Annotated in this window: 17 protein-coding genes; 7 read left to right on the forward strand and 10 right to left on the reverse strand. The window is 66.9% G+C overall.

Annotation, left to right across the window (positions count from 1 at the left end; genetic code table 11):
• Positions 1-203 precede the first annotated feature (203 nt).
• On the forward strand, positions 204-824 hold the full coding sequence (locus PCK14_RS15820; protein ID WP_269939478.1) for a hypothetical protein: 621 nt from the start codon (positions 204-206) through the stop codon (positions 822-824).
• 59 nt (positions 825-883) lie between these two features.
• Positions 884-2,224, forward strand: a complete 1,341-nt coding sequence (locus PCK14_RS15825; protein WP_442864744.1) for an aminotransferase-like domain-containing protein — start codon at positions 884-886, stop codon at positions 2,222-2,224.
• A gap of 35 nt (positions 2,225-2,259) precedes the next feature.
• On the opposite strand, the gene PCK14_RS15830 is transcribed toward PCK14_RS15825, so the two are convergent.
• The gene (locus tag PCK14_RS15830; protein WP_269939479.1) at positions 2,260-3,012 is read right to left on the reverse strand and encodes an LPXTG cell wall anchor domain-containing protein; all 753 of its coding nucleotides are present in this window, start codon (positions 3,010-3,012) and stop codon (positions 2,260-2,262) included.
• A gap of 177 nt (positions 3,013-3,189) precedes the next feature.
• Between PCK14_RS15830 and PCK14_RS15835 the strand changes: the two genes are divergently transcribed.
• A complete protein-coding gene (locus PCK14_RS15835) occupies positions 3,190-4,845 on the forward strand; it encodes a PHP domain-containing protein (RefSeq protein ID WP_269939480.1) in 1,656 nt (551 codons plus the stop codon).
• Between the two features lie 71 nt (positions 4,846-4,916).
• Here PCK14_RS15835 and PCK14_RS15840 read toward each other — a convergent pair whose 3' ends face one another.
• The 4 genes from PCK14_RS15840 to PCK14_RS15855 all read right to left on the reverse strand — a co-directional run bounded on the left by PCK14_RS15840 (position 4,917) and on the right by PCK14_RS15855 (position 9,807).
• Positions 4,917-6,299, reverse strand: coding sequence for a dihydrolipoamide acetyltransferase family protein (locus PCK14_RS15840; RefSeq protein WP_269939481.1), 1,383 nt, complete (start codon positions 6,297-6,299; stop codon positions 4,917-4,919).
• 10 nt (positions 6,300-6,309) lie between these two features.
• Positions 6,310-7,284 carry an alpha-ketoacid dehydrogenase subunit beta gene (locus PCK14_RS15845; protein WP_269939482.1) on the reverse strand — a complete coding sequence of 325 codons (975 nt, stop codon included), beginning with the start codon at positions 7,282-7,284 and terminating at the stop codon, positions 6,310-6,312.
• On the reverse strand, positions 7,281-8,522 hold the full coding sequence (gene pdhA, locus PCK14_RS15850) for a pyruvate dehydrogenase (acetyl-transferring) E1 component subunit alpha (RefSeq protein ID WP_269939483.1): 1,242 nt from the start codon (positions 8,520-8,522) through the stop codon (positions 7,281-7,283). Before pdhA ends, PCK14_RS15845 begins: the two co-directional genes overlap by 4 nt.
• A 163-nt stretch (positions 8,523-8,685) precedes the next feature.
• A complete protein-coding gene (locus PCK14_RS15855) occupies positions 8,686-9,807 on the reverse strand; it encodes a histidinol-phosphate transaminase (protein WP_269939484.1) in 1,122 nt (373 codons plus the stop codon).
• Positions 9,808-9,873: 66 nt separating this feature from the next.
• On the opposite strand from PCK14_RS15855, the gene PCK14_RS15860 reads away from it, so the two are divergent.
• Positions 9,874-10,302, forward strand: coding sequence for a phage holin family protein (locus PCK14_RS15860; RefSeq protein ID WP_269939485.1), 429 nt, complete (start codon positions 9,874-9,876; stop codon positions 10,300-10,302).
• 64 nt (positions 10,303-10,366) lie between these two features.
• Here PCK14_RS15860 and PCK14_RS15865 read toward each other — a convergent pair whose 3' ends face one another.
• Entirely contained in the window at positions 10,367-11,956 is a 1,590-nt protein-coding gene (locus tag PCK14_RS15865; RefSeq protein WP_269939486.1) for a hypothetical protein, read from the reverse strand.
• Positions 11,953-12,243: a hypothetical protein gene (locus PCK14_RS15870; RefSeq protein WP_269939487.1), complete on the reverse strand. Its 291-nt coding sequence runs from the start codon at positions 12,241-12,243 to the stop codon at positions 11,953-11,955. Before PCK14_RS15870 ends, PCK14_RS15865 begins: the two co-directional genes overlap by 4 nt.
• 217 nt (positions 12,244-12,460) lie before the next feature.
• Between PCK14_RS15870 and purB the strand changes: the two genes are divergently transcribed.
• Positions 12,461-13,903 (forward strand): adenylosuccinate lyase, encoded by a 1,443-nt coding sequence (gene purB, locus PCK14_RS15875; RefSeq protein ID WP_269939488.1) that lies wholly within the window; start codon positions 12,461-12,463, stop codon positions 13,901-13,903.
• Positions 13,904-14,001: 98 nt separating this feature from the next.
• Here the strand turns inward: purB and PCK14_RS15880 are convergent, their stop codons facing one another.
• Complete coding sequence (locus PCK14_RS15880) at positions 14,002-14,847, reverse strand: nuclease-related domain-containing protein (protein ID WP_269939531.1); 846 nt, start codon at positions 14,845-14,847, stop codon at positions 14,002-14,004.
• A gap of 169 nt (positions 14,848-15,016) precedes the next feature.
• Here PCK14_RS15880 and PCK14_RS15885 point away from each other — a divergent pair, with 169 nt between their 5' ends.
• Positions 15,017-15,442 (forward strand): acyl-CoA thioesterase, encoded by a 426-nt coding sequence (locus PCK14_RS15885; protein WP_269939489.1) that lies wholly within the window; start codon positions 15,017-15,019, stop codon positions 15,440-15,442.
• 74 nt (positions 15,443-15,516) lie between these two features.
• On the opposite strand, the gene PCK14_RS15890 is transcribed toward PCK14_RS15885, so the two are convergent.
• Positions 15,517-15,960 carry a hypothetical protein gene (locus PCK14_RS15890; RefSeq protein ID WP_269939490.1) on the reverse strand — a complete coding sequence of 148 codons (444 nt, stop codon included), beginning with the start codon at positions 15,958-15,960 and terminating at the stop codon, positions 15,517-15,519.
• Positions 15,961-16,077: 117 nt separating this feature from the next.
• Complete coding sequence (locus PCK14_RS15895; RefSeq protein ID WP_269939491.1) at positions 16,078-17,280, reverse strand: aminotransferase class I/II-fold pyridoxal phosphate-dependent enzyme; 1,203 nt, start codon at positions 17,278-17,280, stop codon at positions 16,078-16,080.
• Between the two features lie 120 nt (positions 17,281-17,400).
• Between PCK14_RS15895 and PCK14_RS15900 the strand changes: the two genes are divergently transcribed.
• On the forward strand, positions 17,401-18,072 hold the full coding sequence (locus PCK14_RS15900) for a peptidyl-tRNA hydrolase (RefSeq protein WP_269939492.1): 672 nt from the start codon (positions 17,401-17,403) through the stop codon (positions 18,070-18,072).
• The last annotated feature ends 79 nt before the right edge of the window (positions 18,073-18,151 follow it).

Below are 18,151 nucleotides of genomic sequence, written 5' to 3' on the forward strand. Positions count from 1 at the left end.
CGCGAATTCCGTCTTTGTTACGTTCCCGGACACCCTGACGGATGCCGTGACTCTCCCGCGATGAAGTTGCAGTTCTGTCCCCTTTGCCCCCGGGACCTGTCCCCGCACGCCGTCCGCGCCTACCTTGAAGGCAGGGATGGCGCCTGAGCGGGCGCCGCGGTGCCTGCGGGGCAGGAATCCCTGGGCCACACGGGGAGGCAGCCATGCATGGCAGGGGACGATATTCAGCACTGATCTTCGCCGCGGGCGCGGTCCTGGTACTGGCCGGCTGTGCCGTGCCATCTCCCGGGGCGGGACCTTCCACCGTCACCCCTTCCGCACCCGCAACCACGGCGCCGGCCGGCGGGCCGGGCCCCAGCCAGGTGCCGACGTCGGACATGGAAACCCAGCCGCCCAAAACCCAGCCAACCGTGCTGCCCACCAACGCCTCGGTGACGGTGTTTTACATTGCCCAGGGCGACGGCGGGGCGGGCGGGCCGGATGTCGGCTGCGGCGACAGCGCCATCCCGGTGACAAGCCCCACCATCAGCTACACGGACCCCGTGGAGGGGGCGCTGCGGACGCTGCTGGCCAACCACGAGCAGCAGATTGGCCAGTCCGGCCTGGACAATACGCTGTGGCAGTCGCAACTTGCAGTGGACTCGATTGAGCGGAGCGGAACCACCATCACCGCCCATCTCACAGGCACGCTGTCCATGGGCGGGGAGTGCGACATTCCGCGCGTTGAGGCGCAACTGCAGCTCACGGCAAACACGGCAGCGGGCAGCGTGGTGGCCATCACAATCAACGGCAAAACGTTGAGTGAAGCGCTGAGCCTGAGGTAGCACACACCTTTGAAAAACTTTTGATGCCTATTGCGCAACATTGGTTATATCCTGAGCGAGTGAACACTTCTGCCTCCGGCGCCGCGGGTGCCGCCGAATTCCTGTCCGAAGAAGCCGTCGACGCCCTTTCCCGGGCAGAGGGCGGTGCCGCGCAAGCTTCCCCGGCGGGGATGGGCGCCACGCCGGGCGCCCACCGGCACGATGCACTGCTCTCGCGGAGGGCGGCGAACATCAAGCAGTCGGCCGTCCGGGACGTTTTTGAAATTTCCATGCAGCCCGGCCTTGTCTCGTTGGCCGGCGGCAATCCATACCTGCAGTCGCTGCCGCTTGAACGGCTGGCCGACACTGCCGCGGCCGTCATCGCCGAACATGGCCTCGAGGCCCTGCAGTACGGCGGGGGCCAGGGAACCCTGGAACTGCGCACGCAGATTTGCCAGGTCATGGCCGCCGAGGGCATTCTGGACGCCGATCCCGAGAACGTGGTCATCACGGCCGGTTCCCAGTCCGCCCAGGACGTTGCCGCGAAGGTGTTTTGCGACCCGGGTGACGTAATCCTGCTCGAGGACCCCACCTACGTTGGCGCGCTGAACACCTTTGAGGCGTACGAGGTGGACGTCCAGCCGGTGGCCGGCGACGAGCACGGCACCATCCCCTCCCTGCTGCGGGAGCGCATCGCCGAACTCCAGGCTGCCGGCAAGCGCATCAAGCTGCTCTACACCATCCCCAACTTCAACAACCCCTCCGGCGTGATGCTGGCCCCGGAGCGCCGCCAGGAGATCGTGGACATATGCCGCGAAGCGAATATTCTGGTGCTCGAGGACAACCCCTACGGGCTCCTGAAGTTCGACGGCGTGCTGCCGGCGCCCCTGCGCGCCGCCAACCCCGACGACGTGCTGTACCTGGGCTCGTTCTCCAAGATCTTCGCCCCCGGGCTGCGGATCGGCTGGGCACTGGTCCCGGCACACCTCAAGCAGCGCTACTACCTTGCCAGCGAGGCCGTGACCCTGTGCCCACCCACCTTCAACCAGCTGCTGGTCAGCGACTACCTGGCCAACTATGACTGGCAGGGCCAGGTGCGCACCTACCGGGCGTTGTACCAGGAACGTTGCGCGGCGCTGCTTGCAGCACTGGATGAGTTCATGCCCGCGGGTGTGAGCTGGACGCGCCCCGAGGGCGGCTTCTTCGTCTGGCTGTCCCTCCCCGAAGGAATCGACACATACCCGCTGCTGCACAAGGGCATCGAGGCCGGCGTGGTGTTTGTCCCGGGCGCCGCCTTCACGGCAACCCACACCCCGAGCAACAAGCTGCGCCTGGCCTACAGTGCGGTGCCGCCGGAAACCCTGCGCGAGGGCGTCAAGCGGCTGGCCCCGGTTTTGGCCGAGGCCATCGCCGGCAAGTAGCGACTGCTTTCGGCCTGGCCCGCACGATCGCAGGCTCAGGAGTGCGATGCCCTGCCGCGGCGCCACAGCAGCAAGCCCGCGCCTGCCGCACTCAGCAGGCCCGCACCGAACAGCAGCGGCAGCGCGGCGGAGCCCGTTGAGGCAAGGTCGTTCCCGGTTGCTCCGGTCCCGGAACCGGCGGCTGGCATTGTTGCTGCGTCCGACGGCGTCTGCGCCGCAGCACTGCTCGGCGCGGGCGTGGGCGTCTGCGTGGGTGTCGGGGTTTCCGTGGCAACCGGGCTCGCTGGGGGCGTGCTGGGCAGCACCGGCTTGGGCACCACAGCGAAAGCACTGCCTGAAACGTCCAGGCCCACACTGAAGACAGTGGCTGCCGGAATCGGAATGCCGCCCTGCACGGCCAAGCATTCCAGCAACACCGTGGCACCGCTGTCCACCGCGTAGTCCGCCAGGACAGCCTGAACAGGCACCTCGGCGGGCTTCGCCGCATCGGCCAGCGGCACGGTGGCCGAGATGACCACGGCCGCGCCGCCCGCGGGCAACACGGACACCCGGGCCGCGTCGGCAAATCCCGCCGGGCACGGCGCAGGGGCCAGGGCGGCCGCAAAACCGGGTTGCGCCGTCGTGCTTCCCTCGGACAGAACGCCACCCTGTGCATCCAGCAGCGCCAGGATGCCAACACTGTTCTCCGGCGCGGGAGGGGCGGCTGCCTGGGCGGCGGCCGGTGCGGCCAGGAGCAGTGCGAAAGCTGCGACGGCGGCGGAGCGTCGGGCGGCGGAAATCAGTGACACGTCAAGGGACCCTTCTGGTGGTCGCCCGGTTTGGGCGGCTTGGTTGATGCATCGTCCCCCATCCAGATAGACGGCATCTTGCCGCGGGGTTAACGGCCGGCTGCCCCGTCTCCACCCTGCGTTCACCTTGCCTGCCTACGCTCTGGTTGTTCCAAACAACAAGGAGAGCTTTTAGATATGTGCACGTCCAACACGCCCATGACGGTGTCCCGCCGCCAGCTCATGGCTGCCGCAGCCCTGGCCGCGGCCGGCATGGTGGCCGGAACCGCCGCTCTGCCCACCCGCGCCAACGCTGCAGGCAAAGTCGATGACCGGGCGGACCTGGCCTGGCTTGTGGGCGACCACCACGTCCACACCGTCTACAGCCACGACGCCAAGTACACGCAGGGGCACCTGCTGGAGAAGGCTGCCGAATTCGGCGTGGACGTCATCGCCTTCACCGAGCACAGCAACTGGGGCCACGCGAACATGGGCGGGGCGCTGAACTCCCAGCGTGAAATTGCCGCGGCACGTGCCGCCCGCCCGGACATGCTGATCTTTCAGGGCCTGGAGTGGTACATCCCGGCAGCCGAGCACGCCTCCGTGCTGGTGGCGCCGGGCCCCAACGAGGCCCGCATCCTGCGCCAGTTTGAGCTGCTTTGGGACGGCAAGCTCAACGGATGGGAGAAGCCGGCAGCCGGCTCCAACCAGGCAGCAGAGTGGGAGCCGAAGGCGGGCCAGGCCATCGCGTGGCTGGCTGCGCAGAAGCAGTCCGGCTTCATTGACGACGTGGTGGTGCTGGCAAACCACCCGTCCCGCCTGGGCATTGACTCGCCGCACGAAATGCGGAACTGGCGCGACGCCGCCCCGGACATTGTGATTGGCATGGAGGGTGCGCCCGGCGCCCAGGCCTCGGCCGTCAGCACCTTCGCCAACGGCTCAAGCCAGCGCGGCGAATACGAGAATGCGCCAAGCGAATTCTCCTTCCCCGGCTTCCCCGCTGAGGCGTACAAAACCCGCGGAGGCTTTGACTGGGTCACGGCCGTGGTGGGCGGGCTGTGGGACTCCATGCTGGCCGAGGGCAAGCCGTTCTGGATCACCTCCAACAGCGACAACCACCTCACGGCCAGGGACACCATGCGCATTGGTGACTACCCGGCGGGGGACGGCTGGGACAACGGCGCCTCGCTGAAGAACTTCAACCGTGCCGGGCGCCGGCCGGACCCCGTGGAAGCCGGAACGCCGCAAAACGGCAGCGACTTCTGGCCGGGCCAGTTCAGCCGCACCCACATTGGGGCCGACAGCAGGGACTACCTTGCCGTCATGGCGGCCATGCGGGCCGGCCGCATGTGGGTTGACCACGGGCACCTGATCGACGGGCTGGACGTCCGTGTCCGCCAGTCCGGCCACACGGGCCCTGGCCTGGCCATGGGTTCCACCCTCAGCGTTGCCCCCGGCAGCGACGTGGAACTTGTCATCACCGTCAAGACCGCATCCAAGGCCAACCCGAACGGCACGGTGCCCGAGCTGGCGCACGTGGACATCATCAAGGGCCTCGTAACGGGCCCCGTTGCGGACCGGGACGGCTTCACCACCCCCAACACGCGCGTGCACGAACGCATTGAGACGAACGGGCGGACCGGCGAGCTCGTCTTCACCCGCACGTTCAGCAACGTGATTGAGCCCTTCTACCTGCGCCTGCGCGGCAGCGACGGCAAGCGCTCCGGCGTCGGCCCGCTGGGTGCCGCGGTGGATCCGCAGGGGCCCATCCCGCACGGCGCCGGCGAGGGCGACCCCTGGGCGGACACCTGGTTCTATGCCAACCCGGTGTTCATCGACGTCGCCGCACAGTAGCAAACGGGGCACAGCGGGGAACGCAAAAGCCGGCCCATCCCGCATCGGGGTGGGCCGGCTTTTTGGAAATGCTAGTCCAGCAGGAGCGCAGGCTCCTCCATGATGGCGGCAACGTCGGCCATGAAGCGGGCGGACAGGTCGCCGTCCACCACGCGGTGGTCGAACGAGCCGCCCAGGGTGGTGATCCAGCGCGGAATGACTTCCCCGTCCAGCACCCACGGCTTCTGCTTGATGGTGCCAAAGGCCACGATGGCCACTTCGCCCGGGTTGATGATGGGCGTGCCCGTGTCGATGCCCAGGGCGCCGATGTTGGTGACCGTCAGCGAGCCGCCCTGCATGTCCGCCGGCTGCGTCTTGCCCGCACGCGCCGTGGTGGCCAGCGAGTTCAGTGCAATAGCCAGTTCCTTCAGCGACAGGTTCTGGGCGTCCTTGATGTTCGGCACCATGAGCCCGCGCGGGGTTGCCGCGGCAATGCCCAGGTTCATGAAGTGCTTGATGATGATCTCATCGCCGGTCCACGTGGCATTGACCGAGGGGTTGCGGGCGGCAGCCCAGATCACGGCCTTCGCCAGGATCAGCAGCGGCGAAACCTTGATGCCCTCAAAGTCGCGCGATGCCTTTAGGCGCTTGACGAACTCCATGGTGCGCGAGGCGTCCACGTCCACAAAAATGCTCACGTGCGGCGCCGAAAACGCGCTTTCCACCATGGCCTTGGCCGTCGCCTTGCGCACGCCCTTGACCTTGATGCGCTCGATCCGCGGATCGTCGGCCAGCCCGGTTCCCGTTGCGGGCGCCCAGAACGTGCCGGCCTGGTCCTGCTCGGCCGTGCGCTGGTCCTGGTAGCTGAGCAGGTCCTTCTTGGTGACCTCGCCGCGCAGACCGGTTGCCGACACCTCATTCAGGTCAATGCCCAGGTCCTTGGCAGCCTTGCGCACCGGGGGCTTGGCCAGCACGCGGCTGATCCTTTCCTTGACCTTGGCCGGAATGCTCGACGCCGGCACCTGGGCGGGCGCCTGGGCCACGGCAGCTGCCGCAATAGTGGGCGCCGGGGCGGCCTGGGTGGGCACAGCGGCAGGCGAGGTGGTGCGCGGGCGGCGCTTGACAGCGTCAGCCTTGGGTCCTGAACCCACCAGCGGCTTCATGGCCTCGGCCTCCGGAGCGGCCGGCGCAACGGGGGTGGGAGCGGCCGGTGCCGCGGCGGGCGCATCGGCCTCGGAGCCAATGGCGATGATGGGCGTGCCCACCTCCACGGTCTCACCCTCGGCCACCATCAGCTGGGCCACCATTCCCGCGTACGGGGAGGGCAGTTCCACGAGTGACTTGGCCGTTTCAATTTCCACGATCACGTCGTTGACGGCCACAATATCGCCCAGCTTGACCTTCCAGGAGACGATCTCGGCCTCCAGGAGGCCCTCGCCGACGTCGGGAAGCTTGAACAGGTTGAGGGTAGACATGGGGGCCTTCCTAGTATGCGAAGGCGCGGTCAAGCGCCTCCAGCATGCGGTCAATGTCCGGGAGGTAGTGCTCTTCGACGCGGGCCACGGGGTAGGGCATGTGGAATCCGCCCACGCGGATGGCCGGGGCCTCCAGCGAGTAGAAGCAGCGTTCGCTGATGCGGGAGGCAATTTCGCCGCCGATGCCGCCAAAGGTGGGGGCCTCGTGTGCCACGACCAGGCGGCCGGTCTTGTTCACGGAGGCTTCCACCGTGTCGAAGTCGATGGGCGAGATGGAACGCAGGTCAATGACCTCCACGCTGTGTCCGTCCTCAGCAGCGGCGTTGGCTGCCGCAAGGGCCACCGGCACCAGGGGGCCGTAGGCCACCAGCGTCGCATCGCTTCCTTCGCGCAGTACGTGGGCCTTGAACGGGTCCCCGGGGCTGTTTTCCGTGTCGACCTCGCCCTTGAGCCAGTAGCGGCGCTTGGGTTCGAAGAAGATGACAGGGTCCTTGCACTCGACGGCCTGCTGGATCATCCAGTAGGCGTCGTTGGCGTTGGACGGGGTGATGATGCGCAGGCCCGGAGTGTGGGCGAACAGGGCTTCCGGTGATTCCGAGTGGTGCTCAATGGAGCCGATGCCGCCGCCGTAGGGAATGCGGATCACCACGGGGGCGCTGAGCTGGCCGTCGGAGCGGGTGTGGATCTTGGCCAGCTGGGTGGTGATCTGGTTGAAGGCGGGGAAGACGAAGCCGTCGAACTGGATCTCGCAGATGGGGCGGTGGCCGCGCAGGGCCATGCCGATTGCCGTTCCCACAATGCCGGACTCTGCCAGCGGGGTGTCCATGACGCGGTGGGCACCGAATTCCTTCTTCAGGCCCTCCGTGACGCGGTAGACGCCACCCAGGGAGCCGATGTCCTCACCCATCAGGAAGCTCTTGGGATCCTTGGCCAGTGTGGCGCGCAGGCCTTCGTTGATGGCCTTGGCAATGGTCATTGTGCTCATGCTGCACCTCCCGGGTTCTGGGGTTCTGCGTCGGCAAAGGACGCCTCGTAGCGTTCAAACCAGGCCAGTTCCTCGGCCACCAGGGGGTGTGCCTCGGAGTAGACGGTGGCGAACTTCTGGCGGATGTCCGCCCCGCCCATGGCCAGCGTTTCGCTGCGCACGCGGGCGGCCAGCTCGTTGCCGTCGGCCGTGACCTGCTCGAAGAATGCGTCGTCCGCCAGGTTCTGGGCGCGCAGGTGGGTTTCCAGGCGCTGCAGCGGGTCCTTGGCCTTCCACGCTTCCTCTTCCGCCATCATGCGGTACTTGGTGGGGTCATCGGCCGTCGTGTGGGCGCCCACACGGTAGGTGGAAGCCTCGATGAGGACCGGACCGTGGCCGTTGCGGGCGTGTTCCAGGGCCCACTGGGTCACGGCGTAGACAGCCAGGACGTCGTTGCCGTCAACGCGGATGCCGGGGATGCCGTAGCCGGCAGCGCGGTTGACCAGCGGAATCTTGGACTGCACCTCGAAGGGGACCGAGATGGCCCAGTTGTTGTTCTGGCAGAAGAACACCACGGGCGCGTTGTAGGAGGCGGCGAAGACCATTGACTCGTGGACGTCGCCCTCGCTGCTGGAGCCGTCACCGAAGTAGGCAACGACGGCGGCCGGTTCCGTTGCGGGATCGGCGGCCAGGTCACGCTGGATGCCCATGGCGTAGCCCACGGCGTGCGGGGTCTGTGCTGCCAGGACCAGCGTGTACAGGTGGAAGTTGCACTCGCGGGGGTCCCAGCCGCCGTTGGAGATGCCGCGGAAGAGCTTGAGCAAGTTGGACAGTTCCAGCCCGCGCGTCAGCGCAACACCGTGCTCGCGGTATGTGGGGAATGCGTAGTCGGCTGGGTTCATGGCCCGCCCGGAACCGATCTGGGCAGCCTCCTGCCCCACAACGGGAACCCACAGGGCAAGCTCGCCCTGGCGCTGGAGGGCAGTGGCCTCCGCATCGAAGCGGCGCACCACGGCCATGTCGCGGTAGAAGCCGCGGAGGGTTTCCGCGTCCAGGCCGTCAACGAACGGGCTGAAGGTGTCGTCATGGTGCGCGTTGCCGTGCTCATCCAGGAGCTGGACAGCTTCTTGGGGCCCCACGGCATTCTCCTGCAGCACTCCTGCGGAGGTGCCGGGCAGGGGCCGCTGCCGTGCCTGCGGGGCGTTGCCGGGCACGTCGGGGCTGGTTGAACTGTTGGCAGCTGTCTGGGCGGCGCCCATGCTGTCTCCTCGTCTGCCGGACCCAGGTGCCTTGGCTCCCTGTCCCGACTCGTTGGTGCCGATATATGCCAGTTCAGGAATACATTCCGGCGTGAGCATATATTTACGTTTTCGATTTACAACTGTATCGGTACAGGCAGTCAAACACTGCCTTTGACAATCGCTAGGAACGCCGTGGCTCTTTTGTATGGGCTGCACAGATTTCAAGGAAACGGGTGTTGGCCTCGACCTCCCCGATGCTCACGCGCACGCCTTCATCCCCAAAGGCTCGCAGGGACAGCCCCCGGGATTCGGCAAGTGCCGCAAACTCTTGGGTGTCCGGGCCCAGCGGCAGCCAGACGAAGTTGCCCTGGGCTTCCGGAATGTCCCAGCCCAGTTGCTTCAGCCCGGCCGTGACGCGGTCACGCTCGTCCACAAGGCTTTGTACTCTTTCTACAACCTCACCGTAGTTTTCCAGCGATGCAACGGCGGCCTGCTCGGCGATGCCGGAGACGGCAAACGGAGTTGCGGCGGCCCGGAGGTAGCCGGTGATCCCGGGCTGCGAGACCGAGTAGCCCACCCGCAGTCCGGCCAGTCCATGCGCCTTGGAGAATGTGCGCAAGACAATGACGTTGGGGTGCCTGCGGTACAGCTGAACGCCGTCCACGGCCCCGTCCATGCGGACGAATTCCTGGTAGGCCTCGTCAACAACCACCACCACATCGGAGGGGACACGGTTGATGAAGTCCTCGGTTTCCCGGGCGCCCAGGGCGGGGCCTGTGGGGTTGTTGGGGGTGCACAGCAGCACCACGCGGGTCTTGTCCGTCACGGCGGCAGCCATGGCGTCGAGATCGTGGCGGCCGTCGGCCAGGACGGGGACCTGAACGCTCTTGGCACCCGCCAGGCCGACGCAGATGGGGTAGGCCTCGAAGGAGCGCCAGGCGTAGACAACCTCGTCCTGCCCGCCGTCGTCGTTTTGGCCGGCGAATGCTGCCAGGATCTGGTTCAGTGCACCGAGGCTGCCGGCGCCGGTGACAACATCCTCGGCCGGGACATCGAGGAAGCGGCCCAGCGCGGTGCGCAGCAGCGTGCAGGTTGTGTCGGGGTAGCGGTGGACGCCCACCGCCTGGTGCAGCACCTCCAGCACGGCGGGGACGGGTCCCAGCGGGTTTTCATTGGAGGACAGCTTGAAGCTCTCCAGGCCCGGCACCGCCGCCGGCGGCTTTCCTGCTGCGTACTTGGGCAGACGCCCCACCACGGGGCGCGGGTGCACGCCGGTTTGCGCTGTGCTGTTGGTCTCGGTCATGCTCCAAGCCTAATCCAGCGGGGCGTTCCCAGCCTGTCACCGGGTTTCCTGTGGAACGATGGAGCCATGCGACGTTTCGTGATTCAAGTAGTGGTCAATGCCCTTGCCCTGTGGGTCGCCGGCTGGATCCTGCCCGGGATGCACATTGAGTCCGCCTCCGTGGTGGGCAGCGACATCGGCGGGGCGGAAGGCAGCGCGGGCACCATCAACACGGTGCTGGCGTACCTGTTCATCGGTGTTGTCTTTGGCGTGGTCAACTCCCTGGTCAAGCCGATTGTGAAGCTTTTGTCCCTGCCGGTGACCATCCTGACGCTGGGGCTGTTCACAGTTGTCATCAATGCCGCCATGTTGTGGCTGACGGCCTGGCTGAGCAGCTACACGCCGGTCACGATGACCATCGACGACTTTTTTTGGACCGCCATCCTCGCCGCGCTGATCATCAGCGTGGTCTCGATGATTGTGGGCAGCGTGGGCCGCTCCGACGCCCGCCGCTGATCCGCATTGGCCGCGGCTCAGGGCCCTAGTGCCCATCCACCCGGTTTTGCCTGTCCCGGCCCGATCAGCGCGCGCCCGGCGAGAAATCCCTGCCCCTGACCGGCGGCGGCCCGGGCTTGGCCCGGGCCTTGTTGTTGTCGCGGCCCTGAAACACCCACTTGGTTCCGGCAATGGCCGCCCCGGCCGCTGCACCGCCGGCAGGCACCCCAAGGATGTTCCGCAGCGTCTCTTTCGAGGCCTGCAGGGCGGGATCGCCGCTGCCATCCAGTTCCGCCGCATCCGCCATGTAGTTCTCGAGTGAATGGGCCTGCCCCACCACTTCCAGGGCGCCGCCTGCCACGGGCGGCCGGTGGGAGGTGACTGTCACCCAGTTCTTGTTGGGGGCGGGCGGGCCGAAGTCGGCGGCGGTGACTAGGTCATCCTCGTTTTCCAGCTCCAGCACGGCGATGCCGTCACCCACGGCCATGTTCCGGGCGGGTGACCCGGCGATGACGACCATCTTGACGTTGACGTCCGCAAGGAACGCAGGGCTCGCGGCTGCGGCGGCTGCGTGGATGCCGCCGCCGCTGTGCCCCGTCAGCAGGACGTCCTCCCCCGCAATGGCGCCTGCGGACTGAAGGGCCGCCTTGATGAGTTCCTGGACCAGGACTTCCTGCTGTTGAAACTGCACCCGTTGGGCCGTCGTCAGGCCCTCGAGGTTGCCTTCCATGTCGAAGGGGTTGGTGCTGTCCAGGGCGCCCCAGTCCTCTGTTCCCGGCAGGTGCACCACCCAGGCGTTGCTGCCGTCGGGCCGCTGCAGCCGAATTACGCCGATGGAACCTGGCGGATAGCCGTAGGCGTCATTGCTGCCGCCCAGCGTCGCTTCGAAAGTGGCGTCCATGGCCCATGGCTGGCCATCCAGGGACACCGCGTGGCCGGCCGGCCATTGGCCGGCCGCGTCGGGGTCCCACTCCTGGGCCGGAACCGGCCGGACAGACAACTTTCCGGGGCGGACCATGCCGGCCCGGTCAAACGACTTCCGCAGCATGAACGCCGGAGCCGAACCGGCTGGCCCCGTGTCCCGCCGACGAAGTTGGGCCAGCAGGTACAGGACCACCACGCCAGGGCCCAGCGTGCCGGCCGCATACGCCCCGCCGTTGTTCAAGGCAGCCTCCGTGGCATCACGCAGCCCTTGCCGCTTGGCCGCTTCCAGCCAGTTGAGCAGGTCCATCCCCGCCGCCACGGGGGCCAGCGGTCCTGCCCTCCACGCGAGCAGGCCCTGGCCCAGCGCGGCCAGGCGCGTGGCCGCCATGGCAGCATTGGCATTGTTGGCCTCCGCGGCTGCATAGTTGGCGGCTGCCTGGCCGGCCTTTCGTGCCAAGTTCTCAATGCGGGAGCTCACCGCTCCGCAGCGCCATTCGGCAAACACCATGGCTTCAAGGGTGTCCCCGGGAAAGTTGAAGTCCCCGGCCGCTGCGGCGCCAAGCCACCGCCGTTCAGAAGCCAGGCGGTCAATCAGCGGCTGCATAAGCTGGGCGGTGCGGGCCAGTGTTCCGGAAGATTCCACAATCTCCGCCATGGTCCAACTGACGGAGCCCACGCCGCCCGCAACCGTGAACGATGTCCCGCCGCCGAAAGAGCTGCTGCTGCCGCTGCCTGCCTCCCCCACCGTCACGGCGCACCCGGCATCCCGTACGGGAATCCACCGGCCCCGCCCGGTCCCATCCAGCTTCCGGGCGTACCGCCTGACGCCAAAAACGCCGCGTAGCGCGCCACGGCCCCCGCAGCGTCCTCCACGCTGCGAACGGCGGAAGCCAGTGCCAGGCAAACCTCCTCCAGCTCCGCGCGGAAGGCGCCGGCCGAGGGTGAACGCCACTCGACGGTGGCCACCTGGTCCAACGGCAGCCGCAGGCCGGAGAACTCCCCGGCGATGGCCAGCAGCCGCTGGGCAACCACTGCCACGGCGTCAGGTGGCGGACCCGACGTCGACCGTCCATCCGACCCAAATGCCGCCCATGCCCCGTCCCCGGCCGGATGCCCCATGACGCCTCCCCTGTGTCCCGATGCATCCAGCCTAGGAAGCCCGGCGGGGCTGCGGCAGGGCAGGTGCAAGAATGTGTTCGTTCCGGACTGCGGCCCCCGCTGTGGAGGAATTGGCGGTTCATGAAAGAATTGGCCCATGTCTGATTCCGCAAACGCCACAGCCCGCATCCCTTCCGGCCGCCTGTCCCTGGCCGCTTCCTCCGAGCGCATTGCCCTGGGGCCCCTCGACGGCCGTTATTCCGGCGCAGTGGCACCCCTGGTGGACTACCTGTCCGAGGCCGCGCTGAACCGCGACCGCGTGGGCGTTGAAGTTGAGTGGTTCATCCACCTGACCGACAACGGCGTGCTGCCGGGCACCGAGGCCCTGACCGCGGAGCAGAAGGCGGGCCTGCGGGCCATCGTCACCGAATTTGATGCCGCCGCCGTGCAGGAACTGGCCGACATTGAAAAGGTCACCGTCCACGACGTCAAGGCCGTGGAATACTTCATCGGCAACCGCCTGGCCGCCCTGGGCCTGGAGCGCCTGAAGCCGCTGGTCCACTTCGGCTGCACCAGCGAAGACATCAACAACCTCTCCTACGCCGTGGGCGTCAAGGGCGCCGTCGAGGACGTGTGGCTGCCCGCCGCGCGCTCGCTCGTTGCCAAGATCGCCGAAATGGCCGAGGCCAACCGCGCCGTGCCCATGCTCTCGCGCACCCACGGCCAGCCCGCCACCCCCACCACTCTGGGCAAGGAACTGGCCGTCACGGCGTTCCGCCTGACCCGCCAGCTGGACCGCATCGCCAAGACCGAGTTCCTGGGCAAGATCAACGGCGCCACCGGCACCTACGCAGCCCACTACGCCTCCGTCCCGGCCGCGGACTGGGAAGTTGTGGCCAAGGGCTTCGTTGAGTCGCTGGGCCTGAGCTGGAACCCGCTGACCACCCAGATTGAATCCCACGACTGGCAGGCCGAGCTGTACGCCGACATGGCCCGATTCAACCGCATCCTGCACAACCTGTGCACCGATGTGTGGAGCTACATCTCCATTGGCTACTTCGCCCAGATCCCGGTTCCGGGCGCCACAGGTTCCTCAACCATGCCGCACAAGGTCAACCCGATCCGCTTCGAAAACGCCGAGGCGAACCTGGAAATCTCCAACGCCCTGCTGGACACCCTGGCCGCAACCCTGGTCACGAGCCGCTGGCAGCGCGACCTCACCGACTCCTCCAGCCAGCGCAACATTGGCGTGGCTTTCGGCCACTCGCTGCTGGCCATCAACAACGTCCTGGGCGGCCTGGGCCGCCTGGACACCGCCGAGGACGTGCTGGCCGAGGACCTGGACCACAACTGGGAGGTCCTCGCCGAGGCCATCCAGATGGTCATGCGCGCCGAGGCCATTGCCGGCGTTGCGGGCATGGAAGATCCCTACGAGCGCCTCAAGGACCTGACCCGCGGCCACCGCGTGGACGGCGCGCGCATGCAGGAGTTCGTCTCCGGCCTGGGCCTTTCCGACGGCGCACAGGCGCGCCTGCTGGACCTGACCCCCGGCAAGTACATCGGCATCGCCGAGTCGCTGGTGGACCACCTGAACAAGTAGCTCCCGCCGAAGGGGAGTAGTTGTTGATTGTTTCGAGACACATCAACAGCTACTCCCCTTCGACTTTTAAGGCTCGACGGCGGCGGCTTGGGTGCGCGCTAGCCACCCGTGAGGCGGGCAAAAAGGCTGCCCAGCACCGGAATGGCCACGAGCCCCACGGCCGCCACGATGCCGCCCATCATGGCCAGCCCCCACGCCATGCGCCGCGACCGCGCCTTCCGGACTCGCCCGCGCAGCGACGTGAACCCAGCCGTCACCGTGGCAGCTTCCTCGCCCAGCTGTGGATTCTCGTGCCAGGTGCCGGGGGCACGAGCCGCCTCCGCAAGGTGCTTCACCTCTTCGGCCCGGAGGGCTTGTGGCTGACGCGAGAACCACCCCATCAGCTTGCCGGCCGTTACGATTTCCACGCCATCGGGCCGCGTCTTGATCTTCAGCTCGCGGGGCTGAATCAATACAAGCAAGGGCGCGACCGCCACCTCGCGGCCCGCCGCCTTGCCCAAAAGCCGAGATGCCTGCTGCGCCTCTGACAGGGCTTTGGGGATGTGTGCCGTCTTCGTTCCGTTGACGCCGAACCCACTGCCGTGGACCCATACCTTTTGGCCCGAATGGTTCTTCGTGTTGAGAGTGAACACCCCTGCCGGCCCAATGACCACATGGTCGATGTCTGATTCTGCCTTGCCAACGGGCACGGCGTGCAGCACCTCCCATTCCGGCCCGAGCCCAGCCAAGATCCGGCCAACCTCAATCTCGCCCAGGGCGCCCTTGTACCAAGATTCCGACTCTTGGCCCAGGGGCCTGAAGCCAAAAAGCCGGGCCAGGAACCCCTGCGGCGGCAGCTTTTCCTGTTCATCAAGGATTTTGGCCATGACGGACTGTCCGGCAACCCGCCTGCGCAGGTCCGCACCCGGATCCCGCCCAATGCTCCCGTGCCCGCCAACTTCCATGTCCACGCCCGCCCCCTGCCTGGCCGGGGACTGTGCGCCACACCGTTGTGACGCGCTGGCCGTGCCTGGTCAGCAGAGCCTACGGCATGGGCGCCGCGAACCGTGGGTTGTTGTGTTTCTGCCAACAAATCCGTCACAAATGCCCACAGCCCCGGATACATTGGCAACCATGAACAGCCGCGGCATTACCTTTCACACCCGCAAGTGGGTCCGCCCCGAAGACCTGAACGCCAATGGCACCCTGTTTGGCGGCAGCCTGCTGCGGTGGATCGACGAGGAAGCGGCCATCTACGCGATAGTCCAGCTCGGCAACCGCAGGGCCGTGACGAAGTACATGTCCGAGATCAACTTCGTTTCCTCCGCCGTCCTCGGCGACCTCATCGAGATGGGGCTGACTGCAACGCGCTTTGGCCGCACCTCGCTGACCATGCGCGCCGAGGTCCGCAACATGTTCACCCGGGAATCGATCCTCACGATTGACCAGGTGGTCTTTGTGAACCTCGGGGCGGACGGCAAGCCGGAACCCCACGGCCACACAACCATCACCTACGACCGTGACCGCATTCCCGCCACGCACACAGCACCAATTCAGTAACAATTCGGCGCGCACCGACCTTCCCTGCAGCCGCAGCGCGGGTAGCGCCGACTCTTGACCCGGCATCACCCCACTTAGAACCCGCGCTCCAGCCAGTCCTCGTAGCGCTTTAGATAGGCGGATCTGCGCCAAACCCACAAGTCGCACGGCTGGGTGGATCCCTTTCTAACGCCGAGACAATCCGGCGCTCCCAGGGGAATGCCGCAATCGGGGCAGCGTTGCACCTCCCAAATCGATGAATTGGCAACCACACCCTCTTGAAGCAGTTGGGCGTCACCGTAGATGCCCAACTGCTGCAGCCGGGACCCAAGACTCGTGGCACGCGGTGCATTGGTCTCCCGGAACAGGCAGGTCATGGCGAAGCCCGCGGGATCCAGCAAGGGCACGGCCCGCACCAAAAAGCACACCAGGCATTCGTTGTAGTGAGGGCTCACAAGCGAGTTCGTCAGCTGCCAAAACTGTCGATCCGCCTCATCTCCTTCAGTTCCGTCATCGTTGAGTTCGCCAAATTCATCCATGGGATTTCCTTTCCATGGAACAACAATGGCAACGCATGGGCACCCGCAGAAGGGGCCATGCGAACAATGTGGAGCAACTGCCCCGCTCCCCCGGCTGTGGAGGAACGGCCGTCCCGGCTACCCTGCCTGGAACCTTTCGATCCGCACCAGGGCCTCGCGGACGGCGTCGTAACCGGCGGCGAAGCTCAAGCGGACAGTGGCGTGTCCGCCGGCACTGTCAAAGTCCGGCCCGGGCACCAGCGCCACCGCTTCACGTTCCAGCAGCGCAGCACAATACTCACGGGAGTCTGCATAGCCTGCGAGCGCGGGGCCCAGCTTGGCGTAGAAGTAGAAGGCGCCGTCGGCCGGGGCGGCATCCAGCCAGCCCAGGGCCGGCACCTTCTCCAGCACCAGGGCCCGGGTGCGGGCAAACTCGGCCACTGACGCATCGGCCTCGGCATAGGACTCCTCGGTAAACGCCTCCAGTGCCGCCATCTGGGCCGGCGCCGGCGGGCACAGGGCCACGTTGCCGGCCAGTGCGGCAACGCCCGGCAGCAGGTCCTCGGGCACAATGGCCCAGCCAAGCCGCCAGCCCGTCATGCCCCAGTACTTGGAGAAGCTGGAGACAACGACGCCGGTGCGCTCCAGTTCCCAGGCGCACACGCCCCGCGGATCGGTGCCACCCGGTGCGGGGAACGTTATGCCGTGGTAAATCTCGTCACTGACCAGCCGCACTCCGTTCTCCGCGCACCAGGAGATCAGTGCGGCGAGCTCCGCGCGGGTCACCATGGTTCCTGTGGGGTTGGCCGGGGAGGCCAGGACCAGCCCGGCCAGTGGACCATGTTCGGCAACTGCCTCCTCGAGCAGCGCGGGGGTGGGCTGGAAGCGGGTGTCGGCACCGGCGTCGACCTCCACCACCTCGATGCCCAGGGCCGTGAGGATGTTCTTGTACGCGGGGTAGCCGGGCCGGGCCAGCGCCACCCTGTCGCCGGGGTTGAACGCGGCCAGGAAGACAAGCATGAAGGCGCCGGAGGAACCCGTGGTCACCGCAACATTTTCTGCCGGAACCTCGATTCCATACCAGCGCTTGTAGTGTCCCGCGATGGCCTGGCGCAGCTCCGTGGTACCCAACGGCGGTGTGTAGCCCAGCGCGGCCCCTGAGGTGTGGAGCTCGGCCGCCCTGGCGGACACCGCACGTGGGGCGCCGCCGCCGGGCTCACCGGCACACAGCGAGATGACGTCGCGGCCGGCCGCACGCAGGTCAGACACGCGCTGCAGGATGTCCATGACGGCAAAGGGCTCAACGTGGGAGCGGCCGGCAACTGTGAGGGGCTTGTGCATGGGAACTCCTGGCGTGCTGGGGCGGGACCCAGAAGGCGGGTGGGGCTGATGGACCAGCCTCCAGCTTGCCACACGGGCCCTCCTGCCCGGGGCTCCCTCCGATGCCCCTACGCTTGGAGGGTGAATGAATTTACTGAAACCGACGCCGAAGAACGCGCCGACCAGGAATTGGTCCAGCCCATCATCCTGCTCGTTGACCGCGAGGACCCTGCCGGGGAGCAGCATGGCATTGCGGCCGCTGCCCTGGCCTCCGTGCAGGCGTTCATGCGCGACCCGGAAAATGCAGACTGGCGGCAGTGGGCCAACGGGGCTTTTGCCAAGTCGGTCCGCCGGGCCGACGCCAAGATGTTCGCGAAGGTCCTGGCGGCCTTCCCGGACCACGTGCTGGCAACGGTTGGCGAGGCATCTGCCGCAGGCCTGCCTCCCATGCCGGCGGCCGCCTTGCCCAAGCTGCTGGCCAAGCTGCAGGTGTCCGGCACCCAGCTTCCCGAAGGGGAGCCGCTTCCGCCGGCGCCACTGACGATTGTCCTGAACGCCTCCCTGGAAATGTCCACTGGCAAGGCTGCCGCCCAGGCCGCTCACGCCCTTTTCGCGTGGGTTTTGGAGTCCAAGCCCGCCGCGGTGGAGGCGTGGGCCGCCAACGACTTCCCGCTTGGCGTGACACAGTTGCCCGCAAAGGAGTTCCGCAAGGGCGCACGCAAGTCGGCCGGCCCTGTCATCCAGGACGCCGGACGCACCGAGATCGAGCCCGGCTCCACCACCGCCTATGTGGCGGCCTCGAAGGGGAAATAGGGCCTCCGCCAACTCCAAAAAAACTCGCGCAAGAAAGCTCTTGCATCCCCACACCGTCATGTGTAATTATTTACTGACA

It is taken from the genome of Arthrobacter sp. HY1533, assembly GCF_027568515.1.
Lineage (GTDB): Bacteria > Actinomycetota > Actinomycetes > Actinomycetales > Micrococcaceae > Specibacter.